The 21,693-nt window shown below is 72.3% G+C and carries 19 protein-coding genes; 9 read left to right on the top strand and 10 right to left on the bottom strand.

The window, feature by feature from the left end:
• Positions 1-146: 146 nt before the first annotated feature.
• Both ACQEWB_RS34835 and ACQEWB_RS34830 read left to right on the top strand, forming a co-directional pair.
• Entirely contained in the window at positions 147-2,009 is a 1,863-nt protein-coding gene (locus tag ACQEWB_RS34835) for an HSP90 family protein (protein WP_432838142.1), read from the top strand.
• Positions 2,009-5,041 carry a tetratricopeptide repeat protein gene (locus tag ACQEWB_RS34830; RefSeq protein WP_432838140.1) on the top strand — a complete coding sequence of 1,011 codons (3,033 nt, stop codon included), beginning with the start codon at positions 2,009-2,011 and terminating at the stop codon, positions 5,039-5,041. The genes ACQEWB_RS34835 and ACQEWB_RS34830 overlap by 1 nt, the downstream gene beginning before the upstream one ends.
• Positions 5,042-5,062: 21 nt before the next feature.
• Here the strand turns inward: ACQEWB_RS34830 and ACQEWB_RS34825 are convergent, their stop codons facing one another.
• Complete coding sequence (locus ACQEWB_RS34825) at positions 5,063-6,772, bottom strand: DAK2 domain-containing protein (RefSeq protein ID WP_432838138.1); 1,710 nt, start codon at positions 6,770-6,772, stop codon at positions 5,063-5,065.
• 201 nt (positions 6,773-6,973) lie between these two features.
• On the opposite strand from ACQEWB_RS34825, the gene rpmB reads away from it, so the two are divergent.
• The 3 genes from rpmB to ACQEWB_RS34810 all read left to right on the top strand — a co-directional run bounded on the left by rpmB (position 6,974) and on the right by ACQEWB_RS34810 (position 11,512).
• Positions 6,974-7,159 carry a 50S ribosomal protein L28 gene (gene rpmB / locus ACQEWB_RS34820; RefSeq protein ID WP_003993230.1) on the top strand — a complete coding sequence of 62 codons (186 nt, stop codon included), beginning with the start codon at positions 6,974-6,976 and terminating at the stop codon, positions 7,157-7,159.
• A 113-nt stretch (positions 7,160-7,272) separates the two neighbouring features.
• A complete protein-coding gene (locus tag ACQEWB_RS34815; RefSeq protein ID WP_432838135.1) occupies positions 7,273-10,281 on the top strand; it encodes a BTAD domain-containing putative transcriptional regulator in 3,009 nt (1,002 codons plus the stop codon).
• A 34-nt stretch (positions 10,282-10,315) separates the two neighbouring features.
• A complete protein-coding gene (locus tag ACQEWB_RS34810) occupies positions 10,316-11,512 on the top strand; it encodes an FAD-dependent monooxygenase (protein WP_432838133.1) in 1,197 nt (398 codons plus the stop codon).
• On the opposite strand, the gene thiD is transcribed toward ACQEWB_RS34810, so the two are convergent.
• Complete coding sequence (gene thiD, locus ACQEWB_RS34805) at positions 11,487-12,293, bottom strand: bifunctional hydroxymethylpyrimidine kinase/phosphomethylpyrimidine kinase (protein ID WP_432838131.1); 807 nt, start codon at positions 12,291-12,293, stop codon at positions 11,487-11,489. The two genes, ACQEWB_RS34810 and thiD, sit on opposite strands and share 26 nt — an antisense overlap.
• Positions 12,290-13,258: a thiamine-phosphate kinase gene (locus tag ACQEWB_RS34800; protein ID WP_432838129.1), complete on the bottom strand. Its 969-nt coding sequence runs from the start codon at positions 13,256-13,258 to the stop codon at positions 12,290-12,292. Before ACQEWB_RS34800 ends, thiD begins: the two co-directional genes overlap by 4 nt.
• A gap of 197 nt (positions 13,259-13,455) precedes the next feature.
• Between ACQEWB_RS34800 and ACQEWB_RS34795 the strand changes: the two genes are divergently transcribed.
• Positions 13,456-13,689: an Lrp/AsnC family transcriptional regulator gene (locus ACQEWB_RS34795; RefSeq protein WP_003997603.1), complete on the top strand. Its 234-nt coding sequence runs from the start codon at positions 13,456-13,458 to the stop codon at positions 13,687-13,689.
• 20 nt (positions 13,690-13,709) lie between these two features.
• Complete coding sequence (locus tag ACQEWB_RS34790) at positions 13,710-14,195, top strand: DUF3515 domain-containing protein (protein WP_432838126.1); 486 nt, start codon at positions 13,710-13,712, stop codon at positions 14,193-14,195.
• 25 nt (positions 14,196-14,220) lie between these two features.
• Here ACQEWB_RS34790 and ACQEWB_RS34785 read toward each other — a convergent pair whose 3' ends face one another.
• The 3 genes from ACQEWB_RS34785 to ACQEWB_RS34775 all read right to left on the bottom strand — a co-directional run bounded on the left by ACQEWB_RS34785 (position 14,221) and on the right by ACQEWB_RS34775 (position 17,228).
• On the bottom strand, positions 14,221-15,375 hold the full coding sequence (locus tag ACQEWB_RS34785; protein WP_432838124.1) for a D-alanine--D-alanine ligase family protein: 1,155 nt from the start codon (positions 15,373-15,375) through the stop codon (positions 14,221-14,223).
• Positions 15,376-15,444: 69 nt separating this feature from the next.
• Positions 15,445-16,455 carry an NAD(P)H-dependent glycerol-3-phosphate dehydrogenase gene (locus ACQEWB_RS34780; RefSeq protein WP_432838122.1) on the bottom strand — a complete coding sequence of 337 codons (1,011 nt, stop codon included), beginning with the start codon at positions 16,453-16,455 and terminating at the stop codon, positions 15,445-15,447.
• On the bottom strand, positions 16,452-17,228 hold the full coding sequence (locus ACQEWB_RS34775; protein WP_432838120.1) for a lysophospholipid acyltransferase family protein: 777 nt from the start codon (positions 17,226-17,228) through the stop codon (positions 16,452-16,454). The genes ACQEWB_RS34780 and ACQEWB_RS34775 overlap by 4 nt, the downstream gene beginning before the upstream one ends.
• 155 nt (positions 17,229-17,383) lie before the next feature.
• On the opposite strand from ACQEWB_RS34775, the gene cofC reads away from it, so the two are divergent.
• Both cofC and ACQEWB_RS34765 read left to right on the top strand, forming a co-directional pair.
• Entirely contained in the window at positions 17,384-18,022 is a 639-nt protein-coding gene (cofC, locus tag ACQEWB_RS34770; protein ID WP_432838118.1) for a 2-phospho-L-lactate guanylyltransferase, read from the top strand.
• A 10-nt stretch (positions 18,023-18,032) separates the two neighbouring features.
• Positions 18,033-18,236, top strand: a complete 204-nt coding sequence (locus tag ACQEWB_RS34765; RefSeq protein ID WP_432838116.1) for a hypothetical protein — start codon at positions 18,033-18,035, stop codon at positions 18,234-18,236.
• Between the two features lie 71 nt (positions 18,237-18,307).
• On the opposite strand, the gene ACQEWB_RS34760 is transcribed toward ACQEWB_RS34765, so the two are convergent.
• The 4 genes from ACQEWB_RS34760 to leuC form a co-directional block, all read right to left on the bottom strand.
• Positions 18,308-18,964, bottom strand: a complete 657-nt coding sequence (locus tag ACQEWB_RS34760) for an HU family DNA-binding protein (RefSeq protein WP_432838114.1) — start codon at positions 18,962-18,964, stop codon at positions 18,308-18,310.
• Positions 18,965-19,101: 137 nt separating this feature from the next.
• Positions 19,102-19,332 (bottom strand): hypothetical protein, encoded by a 231-nt coding sequence (locus ACQEWB_RS34755; RefSeq protein WP_432838112.1) that lies wholly within the window; start codon positions 19,330-19,332, stop codon positions 19,102-19,104.
• 265 nt (positions 19,333-19,597) lie between these two features.
• The gene (gene leuD, locus ACQEWB_RS34750; RefSeq protein WP_432838110.1) at positions 19,598-20,191 is read right to left on the bottom strand and encodes a 3-isopropylmalate dehydratase small subunit; all 594 of its coding nucleotides are present in this window, start codon (positions 20,189-20,191) and stop codon (positions 19,598-19,600) included.
• A gap of 5 nt (positions 20,192-20,196) precedes the next feature.
• Entirely contained in the window at positions 20,197-21,621 is a 1,425-nt protein-coding gene (leuC, locus tag ACQEWB_RS34745) for a 3-isopropylmalate dehydratase large subunit (RefSeq protein WP_432838108.1), read from the bottom strand.
• Positions 21,622-21,693: the final 72 nt, after the last annotated feature.

The raw sequence follows: 21,693 nt of genomic DNA, 5'->3' as shown, positions 1-21,693 counted from the left end.
TGCCGTATACGTATCGCGAAACCCCTGGTCAGACGGCTGGTTCGGGCTCTAGGATGGCGCGCTCCGGCCATCCCCCGCGGTCACCGCCCCAACCGGGACCGCCCGACCCCGCGCCGACGCGAAGTCCCCCCACCGGCGCTGCGACGATGGACTCCCAGACCTCGAAGTCATCCCAGCCGTCCCAGTCACCCCAGCCGCCTCACACCTTCCAGGTCGACCTGCGCGGCCTGGTGGACCTGCTCTCGCACCACCTCTACTCCAGTCCCAAGGTCTATCTGCGGGAGCTGCTCCAGAACGCCGTGGACGCCGTCACCGCCCGGCTGGCCGAGCAGCCCGACGCCCCGGCGCGGGTGCGGTTGTACGCCGAGGCGGGTGCCCTGCGTGTCGAGGACACCGGCGTCGGCCTCACCGAGGCGGACGTGCACGACCTGTTGGCCACGATCGGGCGCAGTTCCAAGCGGGCCGAGGGGCTCGAAGCGGCCCGGTCCGAGTTCCTCGGGCAGTTCGGCATCGGGCTGCTGGCCTGTTTCGTGGTGGCCGAGCGGATCCGGGTCGTCAGCCGCAGCGCCCGTACGCCGGACGCGGCGCCCGTGGAGTGGACGGCGAGCGACGACGGTTCGTACACCGTGCGGACGCTGCCGGCGGAGGCCCGGCCCGAACCCGGCACGACCGTGCACCTGGTGGCGCGGGCGGGGGCCGGTGAGTGGCTGACGCCCGAGCGGGTGCTCGCGCTGGCGCGGGACTTCGGCTCGCTGCTGCCGTACGACGTCCGGGTCGGCGAGGAGGCGGTCACCGACCTGCCGGCGCCCTGGGACCGGTCGTACCCCTCCCCCGCCAATCGGCGCGTGGCACTGGCCCGGCACTGTCATGACCTGTTCGGCTTCACGCCGTTGGACACGATCGAGTTGAGCGTGCCGCTCGCCGGGATCCGCGGGGTGGCGTACGTGCTGCCGTCGGCGGTCAGCCCGGCTCAGCGGGCCACGCACCGCGTGCACCTCAAGGGCATGCTGCTGACCGAGCGGGCCGAACAGCTGCTGCCGGACTGGGCGTTCTTCGTGCGCTGTGTGCTGGACACGGACAGTCTGCGGCCCACGGCCTCGCGCGAGTCGCTGTACGAGGACGAGACGCTGGCGGCCGTACGGGAGGCGCTGGGCGAAAGGATTCGGTCCTGGCTGACCGGGCTCGCCGCGGGGGATCCGGAACGGCTCGCCGGCTTCCTGTCGGTGCACCACCTGGGCGTGAAGTCCCTTGCGCGGCACGACAGGGAGATGCTGCGGACGATGCTGCCGTGGCTGCCCTTCGAGACGACCGACGGGCGGCTGTCCCTGGAGGAGTTCGCGCAGCGGCACCCGGTGGTGCACTTCACGCGGACCGTGGAGGAGTACCGGCAGGTCGCGCCGATCGCGGCCGCGCAGGGCGTCGGGGTGGTCAACGGCGGTTACACGTACGACAGCGAGCTGGTCGAGGCGCTGCCGTCGGTGCGGCCGGGGACGGTGGTCGCGGAGCTGGACGCGGACACGGTGACCGCGCATCTGGACGCGGTGGATCCGGCGGAGGAGCTGGCGCTGTCGGGGTTCCTGGCGGCGGCGCGGGCCCGGCTGGACGCAGTGCAATGTGACATAGTACTGCGCTCCTTCCACCCCATCTCGGTGCCCGCACTGCACCTCGACGACCGCGACTCCCGCCACGAACAGGTCCGGGCCGACGCCGAGGAGCAGGCCGACGACCTCTGGGCCGGGATCCTGGGTTCGCTGCGGGGCAGCGCCCCGCGCGCACGTCTGGTGCTCAACCACCTCAACCCGCTGGTCCGCAGGATCAGTTCACTGGGCGATCCGGAACTGATCGGCACCGCCACGGAGTCCCTCTATGGGCAGGCTCTGCTGATGGCGCAGCGCCCGCTGCGGCCGACCGACACGGCGCTGCTGAACCGGGCGTTCATCGGTCTGCTGGAATGGGCGACCCACGGCGAATCCGACACGCCGGGCAACTCCGCGGGGGGCGGTCACTGATGAGTGGGATCACGGACTTCGACGCCCTGCGGCGGGCGATGGCGGAGAACTCGGAGCGGCCGGAGGGCCCGGCACGCAACGCGCGTGCGGAGGAACTGCTGGCCGAGGCCGAGAAGCTGGGCATCCCGCTGGCCGTCGTCGAGGCGCTCGGGCACCAGCTGAAGGTCTACAACTACAGCTCCGAGAAGGACAAGATGTTCGTCCCCTTCGCGCGTCTGCTGCGCATGTGGGACGAGCGGCCCGAGGACTTCGACGAGTACGAGGTGCACTCGCTGCACTGGGTCTTCAAGTGGATGTCGTCCGGCATGCTCGACCAGCCGCACGTTCCGCTCGCCTCGATCGAGAAGTGGCTCGGCGAGATGGAGCACCGCTACCGGCTCGCGGGGCACTCCGAACGGGCCGTGCGCAGCGCCGAGTTCAGCGTGGCCGCGCATGTCGGGGACGTCCCGCGCGCGCAGCGGGCGTACACCGCGTGGCTGGCCGCGGACCGGGACGACATGGCCGACTGCCACGCGTGCGAGCTGCACGGACAGGGCTGGTGGCAGGCCGAGCAGGAGCGGGACGCGGAGGCGCTGCTGCTGTGGCGGCCGGTCCTGGAGGGCGAGTTCACCTGCGCGCACGAGCCGCACACGGTGCTCGCCTCGTCCCTGGTGCCGCTGCTGCGGCTGGGCCGCACGGACGAGGCGCGCGCCAACCATCTGCGCGGCTTCCGGCTCGTCCGGTCCATGGAGAGCATGCGGGGCGCGTACGCGGACCACGTGGAGTTCTGCGCGCTGACCGGCAACGAGGCGCGCGGTCTGGAGCTGCTCGCGGAGCGGCCGGCGTACTTCACGGACAGCGGGCATCCGCGCAGCCGGCTGGAGTTCCTGAGCGTGGTGACGCTGCTCATGGAGCGCCTTGACGAGGTCGGGCTGGGTGAGCGGCAGGTGCCGGGACCGGCCGGGCGCACATGGACCGCGCTCGAACTCGCCGCACACGCGCGTGCCGAGGCGCTCGCCCTGGCCGCGCGCTTCGACGAGCGCAACGGCACGGCGTACGTGAGTGAGCGGGCACGCGCGCGTATGGCGCAGCGCCCGCTGGTGGACCGGCTGCCGCTCGGGGTGCGCGCGGCGGTGCGCCCGGTGGCGGCTCCGGCCGCCCCGGTGGTGCCGGTCGCGGTGAACGACGCGGCGGAGCCGGATCTGCCGGCCCTGCTGGCCGCGGCGCGGCGGTTGTCGGACACCCTGCGGCCGAACGCCGTGGAGGCCTGGGCGGCCGTCTCCCGGGCCGCCGAGGGCGCCGAGCTGGACGCCCGCGACCGTGCGGAGATCGTCGACCACGAAGCGATGGACCGGGGCCCCGAGGGCGCCGAGCTCTTCGAGCGGGCCGCCGAGTTGTACGCCGAGGCGGGCGATCCCGGTGAGGCGCTGGCGGCACGCACGCGTGCGGCGTACGTACGCGCCCTGGCGGGCCGGGTGGACGAGGCCCTCGCCGCGGTCGCCGAGCCCTACGACCGGGTCCTCGCCCTCTATGCCGACGACGCCACGGAGGTACGGCAGACCGCGTCCGTGCTGATGGGGCGGGCGCGGATCCTGATGCGGCGGGTGCACGAGGCGAACGAGTCCGCGGAGGGCGCCGGTCAGGTCAACGGCGCGGTGGAGGAGGCCGGTCCGGCCGGCGAGAGCGGTCCGGCCGGCGGCGGTGGCAGCGCTGCGGCACCTTCGGGCGAAACGGTTCTGGGGGACGCCGAGGCCGCCGTGCGGGAGTTGCTCGCGCTGGTCGGCGGGTACTCCGGAGCCGACGTACGGATCGCCTCCCGGGAGGCCGAGGCGCGGGCCATGCTCGCCGAACTGGCCGTGCAGCGCGGAGACCTGGAGGGCGCCGTCGAGCTGTTCGGGCGGGCCTCGGCGGGGTTCGTGGGGGCCGGGCTGCCGTGGTTCGCCGTGGAGTACGAGGCGCGGCTGGCCGGGCTCGCCCACCACCTGGGCGACATCGCGGAGGCGGAGCGGGCGCTGCGGGCGGCCCTGGAGCACGGCGGAGCCCAGCTGGAGGCGGTGGGACGGGCCCAGCTGCATCTCCAGCTCGGCGAGGTGCTCGGCGGCCGTGGGCTGTCCGTGGAGGCGGCTGAGCACGCCCTGGAGGCCGCGCACTGGGCGGACGAGGCGGGCGAGGGGCGGACGCTGGGCGCCTGGGCCCGGCACCAGCTGGGCGGGTTCCTGCTGCGCCAGGGGCGCTGGGCCGAGGCCGCGGAGGTGCTGGAGTCGGCGCTGCCCGACCTGACCGCCGAGACGCACGGCGACGGCGCGGTCGTACAGACGCAGTGGTGGCTCGGCGACTGCCTGAGCGAGCTCGGCGAGCACCGGGAGGCGGCCGAACGGCGGCTGCAGGCGGCCGAGACCGCCCGGCACTGGCCCGAGCAGCACGACCACGCGACGCTCGCCCATCTCGCCGCCGAGTCCCTCGGGGCCGCGGGACTGCCCGCCGAGGCGGACCGGGCGTATGCGCGGGCGGGCGAGCTGTGGCGCTCGCTCGGCAATGTGCACGGCCTGGTGCGGTCCTTGCGCGCACGCGCGTGGCTGGCGCTGCGGGCGGACGACGGGGCGGACGCGGCGCGGGAGTTGATGGCGGCCGCGGTGCGGGAGTGCGAGTCGGTGCTGGGCGACGGCGTGGACGACGAGGAGGCGCGGGAGCGGCTGGTCGCCGAACTCGGCCACACCCACCGCCAGTTCGGTGACCTGCTGGCCCGCTCGGCCGCCGAGGACGCCGACGACGACTCGATCCGGGCCGCTTTGGAAGAGGCGCTGGCCCAGGTCGGCGAGGCCGTCGCGGTGTTCGCCTCCCTCGGGGACGACGCCCTGCACAGCCGTACCGGCGCCGAACTGGCCGCGGGCTGGCTGGAGTCCGACCTCAGCCGCCCCGCCCGGGCGGCGGCACGCGCGCGTGCGGTGCTGGCGGCGTACGACGGCGCCGGCGACGCGGACGGGACGGCGCAGGAGCGGCGGACGGAGGCGGAGCAGATGCTCCAGGTGGTGGAGGAGCAGGGGGCGGACTAGGTCCGACCGGGCCGGGGGCGGCTACTCGACGCCGATCAGCAGCAGCGCGCCCTGTCGGCCGCCCCGGTACACCACCGTGTCGACGGCGAGGTACGACTCACGCACGCGTGCCTCCAGGTGCGCGGCGACGGACTCGGGGGCCTCGTCGCCGAGGACCAGGGTGACGAGTTCGCCGCCGGCCTGGAGCATGCGGTCCAGGACGGACTCGGCGGTGGCGGTGACGTCGGTGCCGATCACGGCCACGTCGCCGTCGACGAGGCCCAGGACGTCGCCGGCCTGGCAGATGCCGGCCATGGTCCAGGACTGGCGCTCGGCGACGGCGACCTCGGCGTAACGGGTGGCGCCGGCCGCGGAGGTCATCGACACGACGTCCTCGTCGAAGCGGCGTTCCGGCTCGTGCACGGCGAGCGCCGCGATGCCCTGGACGGCGGACCGGGTCGGGATCAGGGCCACGCGGATGCCCTCGGTACGGGCCTGTTCGGCCGCCGCGGCGGCGGTGTGGCGCAGGTCGGCGTCGTTGGGCAGCAGCACGACCTCGCGCGCGTGGGCCCGCCGTACCGCCTGGACGAGCTCCCCGCTCGCGGGCGGCTCCCCGGGGCGCGCGAGCACGGTCGTCGCGCCGGCCTCGGTGTACAGCCCGGCCAGGCCCTCGCCGGGCACGACGGCCACCACGGCGCGCTGGACGCGTTCCCGGGGCGGCCGTTCCGCACCGGTGGTGTGCACGTCACCGGCGCCGAAGTGGGTGATCCGGATCCGGTACGGCCGTCCGGCCTCGACGCCCGCCTCCACGGCGGTGCCCGCGTCGTCCACGTGCACATGCACGTTCCACAGGCCGTCGCCGCCGACCACGACCAGGGAGTCGCCGAGGGCGTCGAGCCGGTCGCGCAGCCGGGCCACCGCGGCGTCCTCGGCCTCCAGCAGGTAAATCACCTCGAAGGCGGGGCCGCCCGCCGCCGGGGCGCACTCGTCGTCGGCGAGGGAGTCTCCGGCAGCGGCCGTATCGCCGACCACGCGTGCGTGCCCCGCGGAAAGCGCGTGCCCCGCGGAAACCACGACCGCCCCCGGCGTCTCCCCCGTGAACGTCTCCACCAGCGCCCCGAGCACCGCCACGAGCCCCCGGCCGCCCGCGTCGACCACCCCGGCACGTCCCAGCACGGCCAGCTGCTCCGGGGTCGCGGCCAGTGCGGCGCGGGCTCCCTCGTAGGCGGCCCGCGCGACCGTCCCGCAGTCGCCCTCCGTCGCCTCGGCCGCGTCGGCGGCGGCCGAGGCGACGGAGAGGACCGTGCCCTCGACCGGATGGGCGACGGCCCGGCGGGCGGAGTCGGCGGCCTGCCGCAGGGCCAGGCGGAGGCCGGAGCCGTCGGTGTGAGGCGTCTCACCGTCGGCGGCGAGGACCTGGGTCATGCCGCGCAGGAGCTGGGCGAGGATGGTCCCGGAGTTCCCCTGGGCGCCTATCAGCGCGCCGTGCGCCATCGCGTGCGCGGCGTCGGCGAGCGCGGGCTTCCCCGTCAGCCCCCCGGCGCCGACCTCGTGGCCTGCGAAGACGGCCTCCACGGCGGCGGCCGCGGACTCCAGGGTCAGATAGAGGTTGGTGCCGGTGTCGCCGTCCGCCACGGGATAGACGTTGATCGCGTCGATCTCCTCGCGCGCGCGTCCGAGAGCCTCCAGCGCGAGGCCGCACCAGGTGCGCACCGCGAGAGCATCGAAGAATGTCTGCGGCACCTGCGCCACCTACGGCCTCCCTGAGCTGCTGGACTGCACGCAGCGTAGAGCAGCCATGGTAGTTTCGTTCTACTGGCGCAGTCGTTGTATGCTGCTCCGGTTGCCCGATCCGATCGGGCCGTTCCCCTGGCAGCGCCACTCAGATCTCAGATCTCGATCCCGGCATGCCGGGATTAACCGTAAGTGCATCTGAAGCTTTTGGAGTGACCCGTGGCTGCCAACTGCGACGTCTGCGGCAAGGGCCCGGGCTTCGGCAACAACATCTCGCACTCGCACCGCCGTACGTCCCGTCGCTGGAACCCCAACATCCAGCGCGTACGTACCGTGGTCGGCGGGACGCCGAAGCGCGTGAACGCTTGCACCTCGTGCATCAAGGCCGGCAAGGTCTCGCGCTGACGCACAGTTAAGCGCGCGGCCACTGCTGGTTCGCTGCACTCGGCCGGTCCACCTCAGGGTGGGCCGGCTTTTTGCCGTACCTGACAAGAGATCCCGCCTGACAAGCTGTCCCCATGCGCTTCGGCATCCTGGGCCCCTTGGACGTCCGCACCGACGACGGCACCCCGGTGGACCCCGGCGGCCCCCGCCCGCGCGCCCTGCTCGCCCTGCTGCTCCTGGACGCCGGGCACGCGGTCTCCACGCAGCGCCTCACCGACGGCCTGTACGGCGCCGAGCCGCCCGCCGGGGCCGCCAACGCCCTCCAGTCCCAGATCTCCCGTCTGCGCAGGCGGCTGAGCCCGCACGCCGAGATCGAGGCCACGCCCGCCGGTTACCGGATCGCCGTCACCCCCGACACCGTCGACGCCCGCCGGTTCGAGCAGCTCTCCGCGGCCGGGCGGGCCGCCCTCGCCGCCGGTGACCACGCGCAGGCCGCCGCCCGGCTCCGTGCGGCCCTCGCCCTCTGGCGCGGGCCGGCGCTGCCCGACCTGCCGGACGCGCATGCCGAGGCCACGAAGCTGGCGGAGCTGCGGCTGGCCGCCGTACAGGATCGGATCGAGGCGGACCTGGGGCTCGGTGGCGGGGCGGAGCTCGTGCCGGAGCTGCGGGCGTTGCTGTCGGACCATCCGCTGGGCGAGCGGCTGTACGGGCAGCTGATGCGGGCCCTGCACACGGGTGGGCGGCCGGCCGAGGCGCTCACGGTGTACGAGGAGGCCCGGCGGGCGCTCGCGGACGAGCTGGGCGCCGATCCCTCCCCCGAGCTGTCCGCGCTGCATCTGGAGCTGCTCCAGGGCGGCCCGCGGCCCGAGCGCAGCCGCCTCCCGGTCCAGCTCACCCGTTTCGTCGGCCGCGAGCCCGAACTCGCCCGCATCGCCGCCCTCCGCACCGACTCCCGCCTGGTGACGCTGACCGGCCCGGGCGGGGCGGGCAAGACGCGGCTGGCGATCGAGGCGGCGCAGCATCATCAGGGTGTCTGCTTCGTCGAGCTCGCCCCTCTCACCGACGGCGCCCAGATCCCCTACGCCGTGCTCACCGCCCTCGGTGTCCGGGAGGGTTTCCGCACGCCGAGCACCGACGGCAGCGAGCGGCTGCTGGCCGTCCTGGAGGATCGCGAGATCCTCCTCGTGCTCGACAACTGCGAGCATCTCGTCGAGGAGGCCGCCAGGGTCGCCTCGTTGCTGCTCGCCTCCTGCCCCGGGGTGCGGGTGCTCGCCACCAGCCGGGAGTCGCTCGGCATCACCGGTGAGGTGCTGGTCCCGGTGCCGCCGTTGGAGCCGGAGCCCGCGGTCCGGCTCTTCCTGGACCGCGCCCGGGCGGTGCGCCCCGGTTTCGACGGCCACGCGCGCGTGGGTGACATCTGTGCCGCCCTCGACGGGCTCCCCCTGGCCATCGAGCTGGCGGCGGCCCGGCTGCGCACCCTGACCCCACAGGAGCTGGCCGAGCGGCTGGACGACCGGTTCCGGCTGCTCTCCCGGGGCGACCGCTCCAAGGCGCCCCGGCACCGGACGCTGTGGGCCGTCGTGGAGTGGAGCTGGGGGCTGCTGGACGAGGAGGAGCGGGAGCTGGCGCGGCGGCTGACGGTGTTCTCCGGGGGCGCCACCCTGGAGGCCGTCGAGGCGGTGTGCGGGCTGCCGTACCCGGAGGACGTACTGGCCTCGCTGGTCGAGAAGTCGTTCGTGGAGTTCGTGGAGGTGCCCGAGGGGCGCTACCGGATGCTGGAGACGATCCGGGCCTTCGCAGCACAGGGCGCCCCGGACACGCTCCGGGACGCGCACGCCGCGTACTTCCTGCGGCTGGCCGAGGAGGCGGAGCCGCAGCTCCGTCGCGGCGGTCAACTGCCCTGGCTGGCACGCCTGTCCGCCGAACACGGCAACCTGGACGCGGCACTCCGCCATCTCGTCCGCCACGGCCCCCGGGACGCCCTGCGGCTGATGGCCGTCCTCTCGTGTTTCTGGCAGCTGCGCGGGCTGCACGGCGAGCAGGTGGCCACCGCACGTGAACTGCTGGCCGCCGTGGGGGACACGGCGCCGCCGGGGCTGACGGAGGAGTACGCGCTGTGTGCCATCAACGTGCTCCTGGGCGACGCCGACCACGCGGCGGGCCGGGACGAGCTCGTCGCGCGCGTGGACGCCCTCCTGACCGCGTACGAGGGCCCGTTGCGGCTGCCGTACATCCTGATGCTGTGGTCGCTGGCGGTCGGTCCGCGGCCGGAGAGCAACGAGCGGGCGATCGCCCTGGCCGGCGACGACCCCTGGGCCCGCGCGCTGCTGGAGGTGGGCCTGGGTTTCCAGGAGCGGTTCGCGGGCCGGCCTCGGGAGGCCGAGGAGAGTTTCGCGCGGGCGCTGGAGGCGTTCCGGGCGACGGGCGACCGCTGGGGTATGGCCAACTGCCTCGACCCGCTGGGCGGGTTCGCCCTCGCGCGCGGGGACGCGCGGCGCGCCCTGGAGCTGCTCGACGAGGGGCTGGCGCACCTGCGCGAGGTGGCCGCCCCCGAGGAGACCGCCGATCTGCTGCGCACCCGTGGTGCCGTACTGCTGCACCAGGGCGACACGGCCGGCGCCGAGGCCCACTTCGAGCGGGCACTGACGCTCGCGCGGGACGCCGGTCTGCCCGACAAGGCGGCGGGTGCCCGGCGCGGCCTCGGTGACGCGGCCCGGCTGTCCGGGGACACGGCACGCGCGCGCGTGCACTACGAGGCTGCCCTGGAGACGTGCGCCGCCAACTGGTTCAGCGTCGGTGAGACCGTACGGATCCTCATCGGGCTCGGCCGCACGGCCGCCGCCGAGGGCCGCACCGAGGAGGCCCGTGACTGGTTCCGGCAGGCCGCCGAGCTCGCCGTCGAGGCGCCCGGCGACCTCGAACTCGCCGAGACCGCCGAGGCGTTGGCGTCCGTCGCCGACTCGGCCGAGCGGGCCGCCGTCCTGCTGGGCGCGGCGAGGGGCCTGCGGGGCGCCGGTGACGCGGGCGCCCCGGACGTCGTACGCACCGAGACGGACGTACGCGCGAAGCTGTCGCCCGAGGCCTACGAGCAGGCCTTCGAGCGGGGCCGGAAGCTCCGGTCAGCGGCGGTCAGCGAGCGGTAGGCGGACGGTCAGCGCCCCCGCCGAAGCTCGTCGCATGACCAAGAACCTGTCGCACCTCAGTGTCCTGATCTCCGGCGCGAGCGTCGCCGGTCCCGCCCTCGCGCTCAACCTGGCCCGCCTCGGCGCCCGCGTCACCGTCGTCGAGAAGGCCCCCGAACTGCGCGGCGGCGGCTTCGCCGTCGACTTCCGCGGCCACGTCCACCGCACCGTCCTCACCTCCATGGGCATCTGGGACGAGATCCACGCCCGCCAGACCCACATGGGGCGGCAGACCGTCGTCGACGCGGACGGCAGCCCGCGCGTGGACCTGCCCGCCGAGCTGATGAGCGGTGACGTGGAGATCTTCCGCGGCGACCTCGCGCGGATCATGTACGAGCGGACCCGGGACGACGTCGAGTACGTCTTCGGCGACTCGATCGCCTCGCTCGCCCAGGACGCGGACGGCGTCGACGTCACCTTCGACAAGGGCGCCCCGCGCCGCTTCGACCTGGTCGTCGGCGCGGACGGACTGCACTCCAACACCCGCCGCCTGGTCTTCGGCGAGGAACCCCGCCACCTGCGCTTCTTCGACCACTACGTGGCCGGCTTCGACGTCCCCAACCACCTGGGCCTGGACCGTACGGGGCGGGTCTACAGCGAGCCCGGCCGCGCGGTGGTCATCGGCAACTACGACGGCGACCCGGAGCGCGCCGGAGCGCTGCTGGTCTTCCGGTCCGAGCGGCTGTCGTACGACCGCCGGGACGTCACGGCGCAGAAGCGGATCCTGATGGAACGGTTCGCCGGCATGGGCTGGGAGATGCCGTCCGTCCTCAAGGCGCTGGAGGAGGCCGACGACCTGTACTTCGACGCGATCGCCCAGATCCACCTCGACCGCCTCACCGAGGGGCGCGTGGTGCTGCTCGGCGACGCCGGGTACGGGGCGACCATGGGCGGCATGGGCACGGGTGTGGCGATCGTCGGCGCGTATGTCCTCGCCGGTGAACTCGCCCTCGCCGGCGGCGACTTCCGCACCGCCTTCGCCGAGTACGACGCCCGGATCCGGGACTTCGCGAAGGGCTGTCAGAAGATCTCCGGCAACGCGGGCCCGTTCTTCGCCCCGCCGACCGAGCGGCGCATCCGCACCCGGGACCGCATGTACCGGATCCTCGGCGCCCGCCCGCTGGGCCGCTTCTTCAAGAAGCTGACCGAGAAGGCGGCCACGGACATCAAGCTGCGGGAGTACCCGTTCTGAGGGCCCAGGCGTGGTCCACGGGCCCGATCCCGCCGCCGAGCGCGAACCCGGCGGCGATCGCCCCGGTGACGTACTCCTTGGCCGCCGCCACCGCCTCCGGCACGGACTGCCCCTTCGCGAGCTGCGACGCGATCGCGGACGCGAGGGTGCAGCCCGTGCCGTGCGTGTGCCGGTTGTCGTGGCGGGGTGCGCGCAGCCAGTGCTCCACGGAACCGTCCGTAAGCAGGTCCACGGCGTCGCCGGGGAGATGGCCGCCCTTGATCAGCACCCATCGCGGCCCGTACGCCAGCACGGCCGCGGCGGCCTCGCGCAGCTGCTCCTCCGACTCGACCTGTACGCCGGTGAGTTGGGCCACCTCGTCGAGGTTCGGGGTGGCGACGGTGGCGACCGGAAGCAGTTTCCGCCGTACGGATTCCAGCGCCTCCGAGGCCAGCAGGGAGTCGCCGTGCTTGGAGACGCCGACGGGGTCGACGACCGCCGGAGCGTCCGTGGCCGCGATCAACTCGGCGACCGCCTCGACGAGTTCGGCCGAGGCCAGCATCCCGGTCTTCACCGCCTGTACGCCGATGTCGTCCACGACGCTCCGGTACTGGGCCCGCACGGCCTCCACCGGCAGCTCCCAAGCGCCCTGCACACCAAGGGAGTTCTGCGCGGTGACCGCCGTGACGACGCTCATGCCGTGCACGCCGAGCGCGAGCATGGTCTTCAAGTCGGCCTGGATTCCGGCCCCTCCGCCGGAGTCGGAGCCCGCGACCGTCAGCACCCTGACCGGGGCGCTCACGACTCGATGTCCCCGCCGAAGTGGTCCCAGCCGCCCTTGCTGGTCCACGGCGCCCCGTCGACCGTCACCTGGGGCAGCGCCGAGGGGTTGAGCACCTCGCCGATCACCTTCCAGCGGGCGGGCAGCTTCACGTCCGGCGGGAAGGTCGCCACGATCGCGTGGTCCTCGCCCCCGGTCAGCACCCACTGCATCGGGTCGACGCCGACGGCCTGCCCGATGTCGTTCATCTGCGACGGGATGTCGATCGCGCCGGACCGGATGTCGATCCGGACCTTGCTGGCCTCGGCGATGTGTCCGAGGTCGGCGATCAGCCCGTCGCTCACGTCGCACATCGCGGTCGCGCCGAGCCCGGCCGCCGCCGGACCCGCGTGGTACGGCGGCTCGGGGCGCCGGTGCGCCTCCACGAAGGCCCGCGGCGAGCGGAAGCCGCGGGACAGCACCGCGTACCCGGCCGCCGACCAGCCCAGCCAGCCGGTCACCGCGACGAGGTCGCCGGGCTGGGCGCCGCCCCGGGTGATCGGCTCCTGGTTGCGCAGATCGCCGAGCGCGGTGATCGACACCATGATCGTGTCGCCTCGTACGACATCACCGCCGACCACCGACGCGCCCGCCACCTGGCACTCGTCCCGCAGCCCGTCCATCAGCTCGGAGGGCCAGGTCACCGGGAGTTCGGCAGGGACGACCAGGCCGAGCAGCAGGGCGGTCGGTACGGCGCCCATGGCGGCGATGTCCGCCAGGTTCTGCGCGGCCGCCTTGCGGCCGACGTCGTAGGCCGTGGACCAGTCGCGGCGGAAGTGCCGGCCCTCCAGGAGGATGTCGGTGGAGGCCACGACCCTTCGGTCGGGCGCGGCGACCACCGCGGCGTCGTCGCCCGGGCCGACCCGGACCGCCGAGGTGGTGGTGAGACGGGAGGTGAGCTCCCTGATGAGCCCGAACTCCCCGAGCTCACCAACAGTGCCCTTCATTGCCCTTGCTCCCCTTCTGTCCCTTGCCGTGCCCGGTCGCGCGTCATCAGTGTCCTCGATACGGTCGAGACAACCGTCAACCCGTGTCGTACCGGCATCCCGGCGCGGGAGCCCCGGGTCTCCCCGTGGCGAGCGACGACGCGATACCGTGGCGTTCCTTTTCCCCACATGATCCTCGTGGCCGCCCTGGAGGTTCCGTGGTACAGGCGTACATCCTGATCCAGACGGAGGTCGGCAAAGCGTCGACCGTCGCCGAGACGATCAGCAAGATTCCTGGGGTGATCCAGGCCGAGGACGTGACAGGACCCTATGACGTGATCGTGCGCGCCCAGGCCGACACCGTGGACGACCTCGGCCGCATGGTGGTCGCGAAGGTCCAGCAGGTGGACGGCATCACCCGCACCCTGACCTGCCCGGTCGTGCATCTGTAGCCCCCGTCTACCCTTGGCCGGTGAACTTCTTCTTCCGTCACCGGCTGACCGGTCTGCCCGTGCTGGCCCTGCTGATCACGGCCGCGGGCTGTTCCTCAGCAGACGACAGTGCCCGGGCCGCGGTTCCCAGCCCGGGCACGAAGGTCGCCGAGCTGTGCCGGAACCTGGACAAGGTGCTGCCGGCCAAGGTCGACGGCCAGGGCCGCCGGGATCCCGAGCCCGCGTCCGCACTGACCGCGGGCTGGGGGAACGCGGCGATCATACTGCGCTGCGGTGTCGAACGGCCCGCGAAGATGAGCGACCCGGAGGCCGACGGCGTCGAGGTCGACGGCGTGGGCTGGCTGCTGGAGAAGCAGAGCGACGGGTCGTTCCGCTTTACGACGACCCTGCGCAAGGCGTATGTCGAGGTGAGCATCCCGAAGGACCGCACGGGAGACGGGATGGCCCCGCTGGTCGACCTGGCCCCGGCGATAAAGAAGGCGATCCCCGAGGGGATCGCCGACTAGGCGCTGCGCCGGCTGAGCCGGTCGGTCAGCGCAGGCCCGTCGACCTGCGGAGGGCCGCCTGGATGAGCCGGTCCACGAGTTCCGGGTAGTCGATCCCGCTCGCCGCCCACATCTGCGGGTACATCGAGATCGGCGTGAAGCCGGGCATCGTGTTGATCTCGTTGATGACGAAGCCGTCGTCCGTGAGGAAGAAGTCCGCGCGGACCAGGCCCTCGCAGGAGGCCGCCTCGAAGGCGTCCACGGCGAGGCGCTGCACCTCGGCGGTCTCCTCGGGCGTCAGCGGCGCCGGGACCAGGCCCGGGGTCGAGTCGATGTACTTCGCCTCGAAGTCGTAGTAGGCGTGCGCGTCCGGCGGCGGGATCTCCGCCGGGACGGAGGCCCGCGGGCCGTCCTCGAACTCCAGGACGCCGCACTCGATCTCGCGGCCCCGCACCGCCGCCTCGACCAGGATCTTCGGATCGTGTCGCTGCGCCTCGGCGATCGCGTCGTCCAGCCCGGACAGGTCGTCGACCTTGGTGATGCCGATCGAGGAACCCGCGCGCGCGGGCTTCACGAACAGCGGCCAGCCGTGGTCGCCGACCAGGTCGACGATCTTCTTGCGGGCGGCGGACTGGTCCAGCTCCCACTCGCGCGGCCGGATCACCACGTACGGGCCGACCTTGAGCCCGAACGAGGTGAACACCCGCTTCATGTACTCCTTGTCCTGGCCGACGGCCGAGGCGAGCACGCCCGAACCCACGTACGGGACACCGGAGAGCTCCAGCAGGCCCTGCAGGGTGCCGTCCTCGCCGTACGGGCCGTGCAGCACCGGGAAGACGACGTCGATCTCGCCGAGCGCCTTGGGCACCGATCCCGGTTCGCTGTAGACGACTTCGCGGTTGGCCGGGTCGACGGGGAGCACCACACCGCCCTCGCTGGACTCGGCGAGGTCGTCGACCTCCGGCGTACGGCGGTCGGCGATCGCCATGCGGTCGGGTTCGTCGGCCGTGAGCATCCAGCGGCCTTCCCGGGTGATGCCGATCGGCAGGACGTCGTACTTCGTCCGGTCGACGGCACGCAGTACGGCGCCGGCGGTGACCACGGAGATCCCGTGTTCGGAGCTGCGACCGCCGAACACGACGGCCACGCGCGGCTTGCGGGCGGGCTGCTCAGGGCTCTGGGGGAGGTTCTCGGTGCTCATATCGGCTTGAGAGTACCCGTTGGTAGTGCCCTGACACAGCGACCGGCCCGCACCGGAGAAGGGCGTCGCTCAGCGTCGTTCGGACTTCGCACTGCGCGACATCAGCTCCTTGAGGGCGACCACCGGAGGCTTGCCCTCGTGCACGATGTCCACGACCGTCTCGGTGATCGGCATCTCCACGCCGTGCCGGCGGGCCAAGTCCGCGACGGACTCACAGGACTTGACGCCCTCGGCGGTCTGCTTGGTGACCGCGATGGTCTCCTGCAGGGTCATGCCCTTGCCGAGGTTGGTGCCGAAGGTGTGGTTGCGGGAGAGGGGCGAGGAGCAGGTCGCCACCAGGTCGCCCAGGCCCGCGAGTCCGGCGAACGTCATCGGGTCGGCGCCCAGCTCGACACCGAGCCTGGCCGTCTCGGCGAGGCCGCGTGTGATGAGCGAGCCCTTGGCGTTGTCGCCGAGGCCCATGCCGTCCGCGATGCCGACGGCGAGCCCGATGACGTTCTTGACCGCGCCGCCCAGCTCGCAACCGACCACGTCCGTCTCCGTGTACGGCCGGAAGTACGGCGTGTGGCAGGCCGCCTGGAGCCGCTGGGCCACCGACTCGTCGGTGCAGGCGACCACCGCGGCGGCCGGCATCCGGGCGGCGATCTCCCGCGCGAGGTTCGGTCCGGTGACGACGGCGATGCGGTCGGCGCCGACCTTGGCGACGTCCTCGATCACCTCGCTCATCCGCATGGTGGAACCGAGTTCGACGCCCTTCATCAGGGAGACGAGGATCGTGTCGGGCGCGAGCAGCGGCGTCCACTCGGCGAGGTTGGCGCGCATCGTCTGGGACGGCACCGACAGGATCGTGAAGTCGGCGCCCGCGGCGGCCTCGGCGGGGTCGGTGGTGGCCCGCAGGTTGGCCGGGAGTTCGACGCCGGGCAGGTAGTCGGGGTTCGTACGGCCGGAGTTGATGGCCTCGGCCACCTCCGCGCGCCGCGCCCACAGGGTGACCTCGCACCCCGCGTCGGCCAGCACCATCCCGAACGCCGTACCCCACGAACCGGCGCTGAACACCGCCGCCTTGACGGGCTTGCTCACGTACCCTGCTCCTCTTCCTGCTCTGCCTTCTCGTGCGTCTGCGCCTGCGTCTTGTGGCGCTGCTCGATCCGCTCGCGCCGCGGGTCGTAGGGCGTCTCGGGCGCCTTCTCGCCGCGGATGTCCTCCAGCAGGCGGGTGACGGCGGCCATGATGACCTCGGTGGCCTCCTTGAGGACCTCCGCGGACATGTCCTTGTCGTAGAAGCGCGAGAGGTCCACCGGCGGGCCGGCCAGCACATGGTGGGTCTTGCGCGGCAGGACGTACGCCTTCTTGCTGTACGGCGGCAGCAGTTCGTTGGCGCCCCACTGGGCGACGGGGATCACCGGGCACTTGGTCTGGAGGGCGACCCGCGCGGCACCGGTCTTGGCGGTCATGGGCCAGCCGTCGGGGTCGCGGGTGATCGTTCCCTCGGGGTAGAACACGACGCACTCGCCGCGCTCCACGGCGTCCACGGCGGCCCGGAAGGCGCTGAGCGCGTCGGTGGACTCGCGGTAGACGGGGATCTGTCCGGTGCCGCGCATCGCGGCGCCGATGAATCCCTTCTTGAAAAGGCCGCTCTTCGCCAGGAATCGCGGAACCCGCCCGGTGTTGTACTGGAAGTGCGCGTACGCGAAGGGGTCCACGTGAGAATTGTGGTTCACCGCGGTGATAAATCCGCCGTCGACCGGAATGTTCTCCATTCCGCGCCAGTCCCGCTTGAACAGAGGCACCAGCAGCGGTTTGCAGAGCACCGCAGCGAAGCGGTACCAGAAGCCGATTCTCCGGCGGGGCACGCGGACACCTTCCTCTTGGGCCTGGGGGGCCGCACAAGTGTCGCCCCAGGCCGCCGGTCTGTCGAGAACACCGTACGCCTCGGCGCCGCGACCGCCAGATGGCCGAGGTGACGGCTGAGTGACAATGGCCGCGACAAGAGAGGGACGGAACGCTCGTGCAGTGGACGTTGGTCATACCCCTGAAACCCCTGGCGCGGGCCAAGAGCAGGCTCTCGGACACCGCGCACGACGGGATGCGCCCGGGCCTCGCCCTCGCGTTCGCGCAGGACACCGTGGCAGCGGCGCTGGCCTGCCCGGTGGTCAAGGATGTGGCGGTAGTCACGGACGACGCCCTCGCGGGCCGTGAGCTGGCCGCGCTGGGCGCCCGCATCGTCGCCGACGAGCCCTCCGGCGGCCTGAACGCGGCGCTGGCGCACGGCGCGTCCGCGGTACGCGCCGAGCGCCCGGAATGCGCCGTAGCCGCCCTGAACGCCGACCTCCCGGCCCTGCGCCCGCTGGAATTGTCCCGGGTCCTGGACGCGGCCACGGAATTCCCCCGCGCTTTTCTCGCCGATGCGGCCGCAATCGGCACCACACTGCTGGCCGCGACCCCGGGCCGGGAATTGCTCCCGGCATTCGGCCCCGATTCCCGGACCCGCCATCGCGCGTCGGGTGCGGTGGAACTCCTGCTCGACGCGGTGGATTCGGTACGACAGGACGTGGACACCGGCGACGACCTGCGCGCGGCCCTTGCACTCGGGGTGGGCGCCCGGACGGCCGCCGTGGCCGCGCGGTTGCTGATCCCCGGGCAGTAGGCTGCCGGGCATGCAGGCGACCTCGTACACCTACGACCCCGAAACCCGCAGCGGACAGGTGCTCCTGGACGACGGCACACCCGTGCCCTTCGACGCGGCGGCGTTCGACGCGGGCGGTCTGCGGCTGCTCAGGCCGGGCCAACGGGTGCGTATCGAGACGGAGACCGAGGGCGGCGCCCTGCGGATCACCCTCGTAACCCTTCAAACCATGTAATTGCCCTTGCACACGCCGCGGGCCGGACTCCGATGCGGAGTCCGGCCCGGCGCGTGAGTGCCCCTGTGCGCTTACCTCTTGCGGGCGGTGGCCTTCTTGGCGGTGGTCGTGCGAGCCGTCGACTTCTTGGCGGGCGCCTTCTTGGCGGTCGCCTTCTTCGCCGGGGCCTTCTTGGCCGTCGCCTTCTTCGCGGTGGTCTTCTTCGCCGCGGTGGTCTTGGCGGCGCCCGTGGCCTTCTTGGCCGTGGTCTTCTTCGCGGTCGCCTTCTTGGCGGTGGCCGTGGTCTTCTTGGCCGTCGTCTTCTTGGCGGTGGTCTTCTTCGCCGCGGCCGTCGCCCGCTTCGCGGGGGCGGCCTTCTTCGCGGCCGCCTTCTTCACGGTCGCGGTGGCACCGCCGGTCAGGCTGCCCTTGGGCGCCTTCTTGACGGCGACCTCGCCGCCGCGCGGCAGCTTCTTCGAGCCGCTCACCAGGTCCTTGAAGCCCTGGCCCGCGCGGAAGCGCGGCACGGAGGTCTTCTTGACCCGAACCCGCTCGCCCGTCTGGGGGTTGCGGGCGTAGCGGGCCGGACGGTCGACCTTCTCGAACGAACCGAAGCCGGTGACCGAGACCCGGTCCCCCGCGACGGTCGCGCGGACGATGGCGTCCAGGACCGCGTCGACGGCCTCGGCGGCCTGCTGCCGGCCACCGACCTTGTCGGCAATCGCTTCTACGAGCTGCGCCTTGTTCACGTCTTCCCCTTCGGAGACATTGCCAGAACGAAAGTGTTCAAGCTTTTTCGCACGTTAGGCAGATATATACCGCAAATCAAACACGAAACGGGCTTATCACCCATGCGCCGCAACGAACTCGGCTGTCTCGGCTGCGTTCAGCGGTCCTCTTCGGGGAATCGACCCTCGTCGAGGTCTGTGCTGAACGCCTCCAGTCGCCTTGCCGCGTCGGCGAGATCGTGCTTGGCCGCGGCCGTAATGACCAGCAGCTTCCGGGTCAGCGCCATCCGTACGCCCTCCGGGACTTGCAGTGCGCGCACTCTTGTGTGCGCTTCCTTGAGTTGGACCGCGACCGCCGCATAGAGCTCGAGTTGGCCGTCGTGTTCCATGCACAGATTGTGCCATCTGGGGCGAGTTGTCGCCTGCGGGGGTCGCAACTGTGCCCTCAAACGGCCTTCCGGGCTCTGCCGGAAGTACCGCCCACAACCCACGGCTACCCCCACAACAGCCTTCGTAACGTGGGAAGTTGGGAGAACATCCGCGCGCCCGCAGGGCCGTTCGGGTGCAGACACGGCTGTACCCCCGATCGGGCTGATCGGGGGTACAGGAGGGGTGCTTCGGTGGCCGAAACCAGTCGCGTTCCGGCCGCGTGGGTCAGCTCTGGAGCGTCCGCGGCTTGTACGAGGGGCGCTTGGCCTCGTACGCGGAGATGTCGGCCTCGTTCTGGAGGGTGATGGAGATGTCGTCCAGCCCGTTCAGCAGCCGCCAGCGGGAGTTCTCGTCCAGCTCGAAGCTCGCGGTGACGCCCTCGGCGCGCACCTCGCGGGCCTCCAGGTCGACCGTGATCTCGGCCTCGGGGTCGTTCTCGCTCAGCTCCTGCAGCGCTTCCACGATCTTCTGGTCCAGAACGACCGTGAGCAGGCCGTTCTTCAGCGAGTTGCCGCGGAAGATGTCGGCGAAGCGGGAGGAGATCACGGTCTTGAAGCCGTAGTTCTGCAGCGCCCAGACGGCGTGCTCACGGGAGGAGCCGGTGCCGAAGTCGGGGCCGGCCACCAGGACCGTGGCGCCCTTGCGCTCGGGGCGGTTGAGGATGAAGTTCTCGTCCTTGCGCCAGGCCTCGAACAGCCCGTCCTCGAACCCGTCCCGCGTGACCTTCTTGAGCCAGTGAGCAGGGATGATCTGGTCGGTGTCGACGTTGGAGCGGCGCAGCGGGACGGCCCGGCCGGTGTGCGTGGTGAATGCTTCCATGACTCTCAGACTCCAGCGGCGACAGGGGCGTCGGACAGGTCGGCGGGCGAGGCCAGGTGGCCCAGCACGGCGGTCGCGGCGGCGACCTGCGGCGAGACCAGGTGCGTACGGCCACCCTTGCCCTGCCTGCCCTCGAAGTTGCGGTTGGAGGTGGACGCGGAGCGCTCACCCGGGGCCAGCTGGTCCGGGTTCATGCCCAGACACATCGAGCAGCCCGCGTGCCGCCATTCGGCGCCGGCCTCCTTGAAGACGACGTCCAGGCCCTCGGAGACGGCCTGGAGGCCCACCCGCGCGGAGCCCGGGACGACCAGCATCCGTACGCCGTCGGCGACTTTGCGGCCCTTGACGAGCTCGGCGGCGGCACGCAGGTCCTCGATACGGCCGTTGGTGCAGGAGCCTACGAAGACGGTGTCCACCTTGATGGAGCGCAGCGGCTGGCCGGCCTCCAACCCCATGTATTCCAGGGCCTTTTCGGCGGCGAGGCGCTCCGAAGCGTCTTCGTACGAAGCCGGGTCGGGGACGTCCGCCGAAAGGGGCGCGCCCTGACCGGGGTTGGTGCCCCAGGTGACGAACGGCGACAGTTCGGCGGCCTCGATGACGACCTCGGCGTCGAACTCGGCGTCCGCGTCCGTCTTCAGGGTCTTCCAGTACGCGACGGCCGCGTCCCAGTCCTCGCCCTTGGGCGCGTGCGGGCGGCCCTCCAGGTAGTCGAAGGTGGTCTGGTCGGGGGCGACCATGCCCGCGCGGGCGCCGGCCTCGATCGACATGTTGCAGATGGTCATCCGGGCCTCCATCGAGAGTTTCTCGATGGCCGAGCCCCGGTACTCCAGGACGTAGCCCTGGCCGCCGCCGGTGCCGATCCGGGCGATGATCGCCAGGATCAGGTCCTTGGCGGTGACGCCCTCGGGCAGTTCGCCGTTGACCGTGATGGCCATGGTCTTCGGGCGGACCAGCGGCAGCGTCTGGGTGGCCAGCACGTGCTCCACCTGGGAGGTGCCGATGCCGAAGGCCAGGCCGCCGAAGGCGCCGTGGGTGGAGGTGTGGGAGTCGCCGCAGACGACCGTCATACCGGGCTGGGTCAGACCCAGCTGCGGGCCGACCACGTGCACGACGCCCTGCTCGACGTCGCCCAGCGAGTGCAGGCGCACGCCGAACTCAGCGGCGTTCTTGCGCAGCGTCTCCAGCTGGACCCGGGAGACCGGGTCGGCGATCGGCTTGTCGATGTCGAGGGTCGGGGTGTTGTGGTCCTCGGTCGCGATGGTGAGGTCGAGACGGCGCACCGGGCGGCCGTTCTGGCGCAGGCCGTCGAAGGCCTGCGGGCTGGTCACCTCGTGCAGGAGGTGCAGATCGATGAAGAGGAGGTCGGGCTCGCCCTCGGCGCGCCGGACGACATGGTCGTCCCAGACCTTCTCCGCGAGTGTCCTACCCATCGCTTTCCCTCCGGCCGGCAAACGTCCACCGGCCCAACTAGAGATCTTGTGGAGGCGACGCCCTCGGCCCCT

Origin of the sequence: Streptomyces sp. CA-249302, assembly GCF_050936785.1 — a bacterium.
Lineage (GTDB): Bacteria > Actinomycetota > Actinomycetes > Streptomycetales > Streptomycetaceae > Streptomyces.
Note: the sequence above shows the minus strand (reverse complement) of the source record. Positions and strands in the feature narration are given on the sequence as shown.

Bases quoted from the DNA above. Each gene is read 5' to 3' on its own strand.
- leuD (WP_432838110.1), bottom strand. From the start codon at position 20,191: ATGGAAGCATTCACCACGCACACCGGCCGGGCCGTCCCGCTGCGCCGC.
- ACQEWB_RS34765 (WP_432838116.1), top strand. From the start codon at position 18,033: ATGCAGGCGACCTCGTACACCTACGACCCCGAAACCCGCAGCGGACAG.
- ACQEWB_RS34800 (WP_432838129.1), bottom strand. From the start codon at position 13,258: ATGAAGGGCACTGTTGGTGAGCTCGGGGAGTTCGGGCTCATCAGGGAG.
- ACQEWB_RS34810 (WP_432838133.1), top strand. From the start codon at position 10,316: ATGACCAAGAACCTGTCGCACCTCAGTGTCCTGATCTCCGGCGCGAGC.
- ACQEWB_RS34815 (WP_432838135.1), top strand. From the start codon at position 7,273: ATGCGCTTCGGCATCCTGGGCCCCTTGGACGTCCGCACCGACGACGGC.
- ACQEWB_RS34830 (WP_432838140.1), top strand. From the start codon at position 2,009: ATGAGTGGGATCACGGACTTCGACGCCCTGCGGCGGGCGATGGCGGAG.
- ACQEWB_RS34785 (WP_432838124.1), bottom strand. From the start codon at position 15,375: ATGAGCACCGAGAACCTCCCCCAGAGCCCTGAGCAGCCCGCCCGCAAG.
- ACQEWB_RS34835 (WP_432838142.1), top strand. From the start codon at position 147: ATGGACTCCCAGACCTCGAAGTCATCCCAGCCGTCCCAGTCACCCCAG.
- ACQEWB_RS34755 (WP_432838112.1), bottom strand. From the start codon at position 19,332: ATGGAACACGACGGCCAACTCGAGCTCTATGCGGCGGTCGCGGTCCAA.
- leuC (WP_432838108.1), bottom strand. From the start codon at position 21,621: ATGGGTAGGACACTCGCGGAGAAGGTCTGGGACGACCATGTCGTCCGG.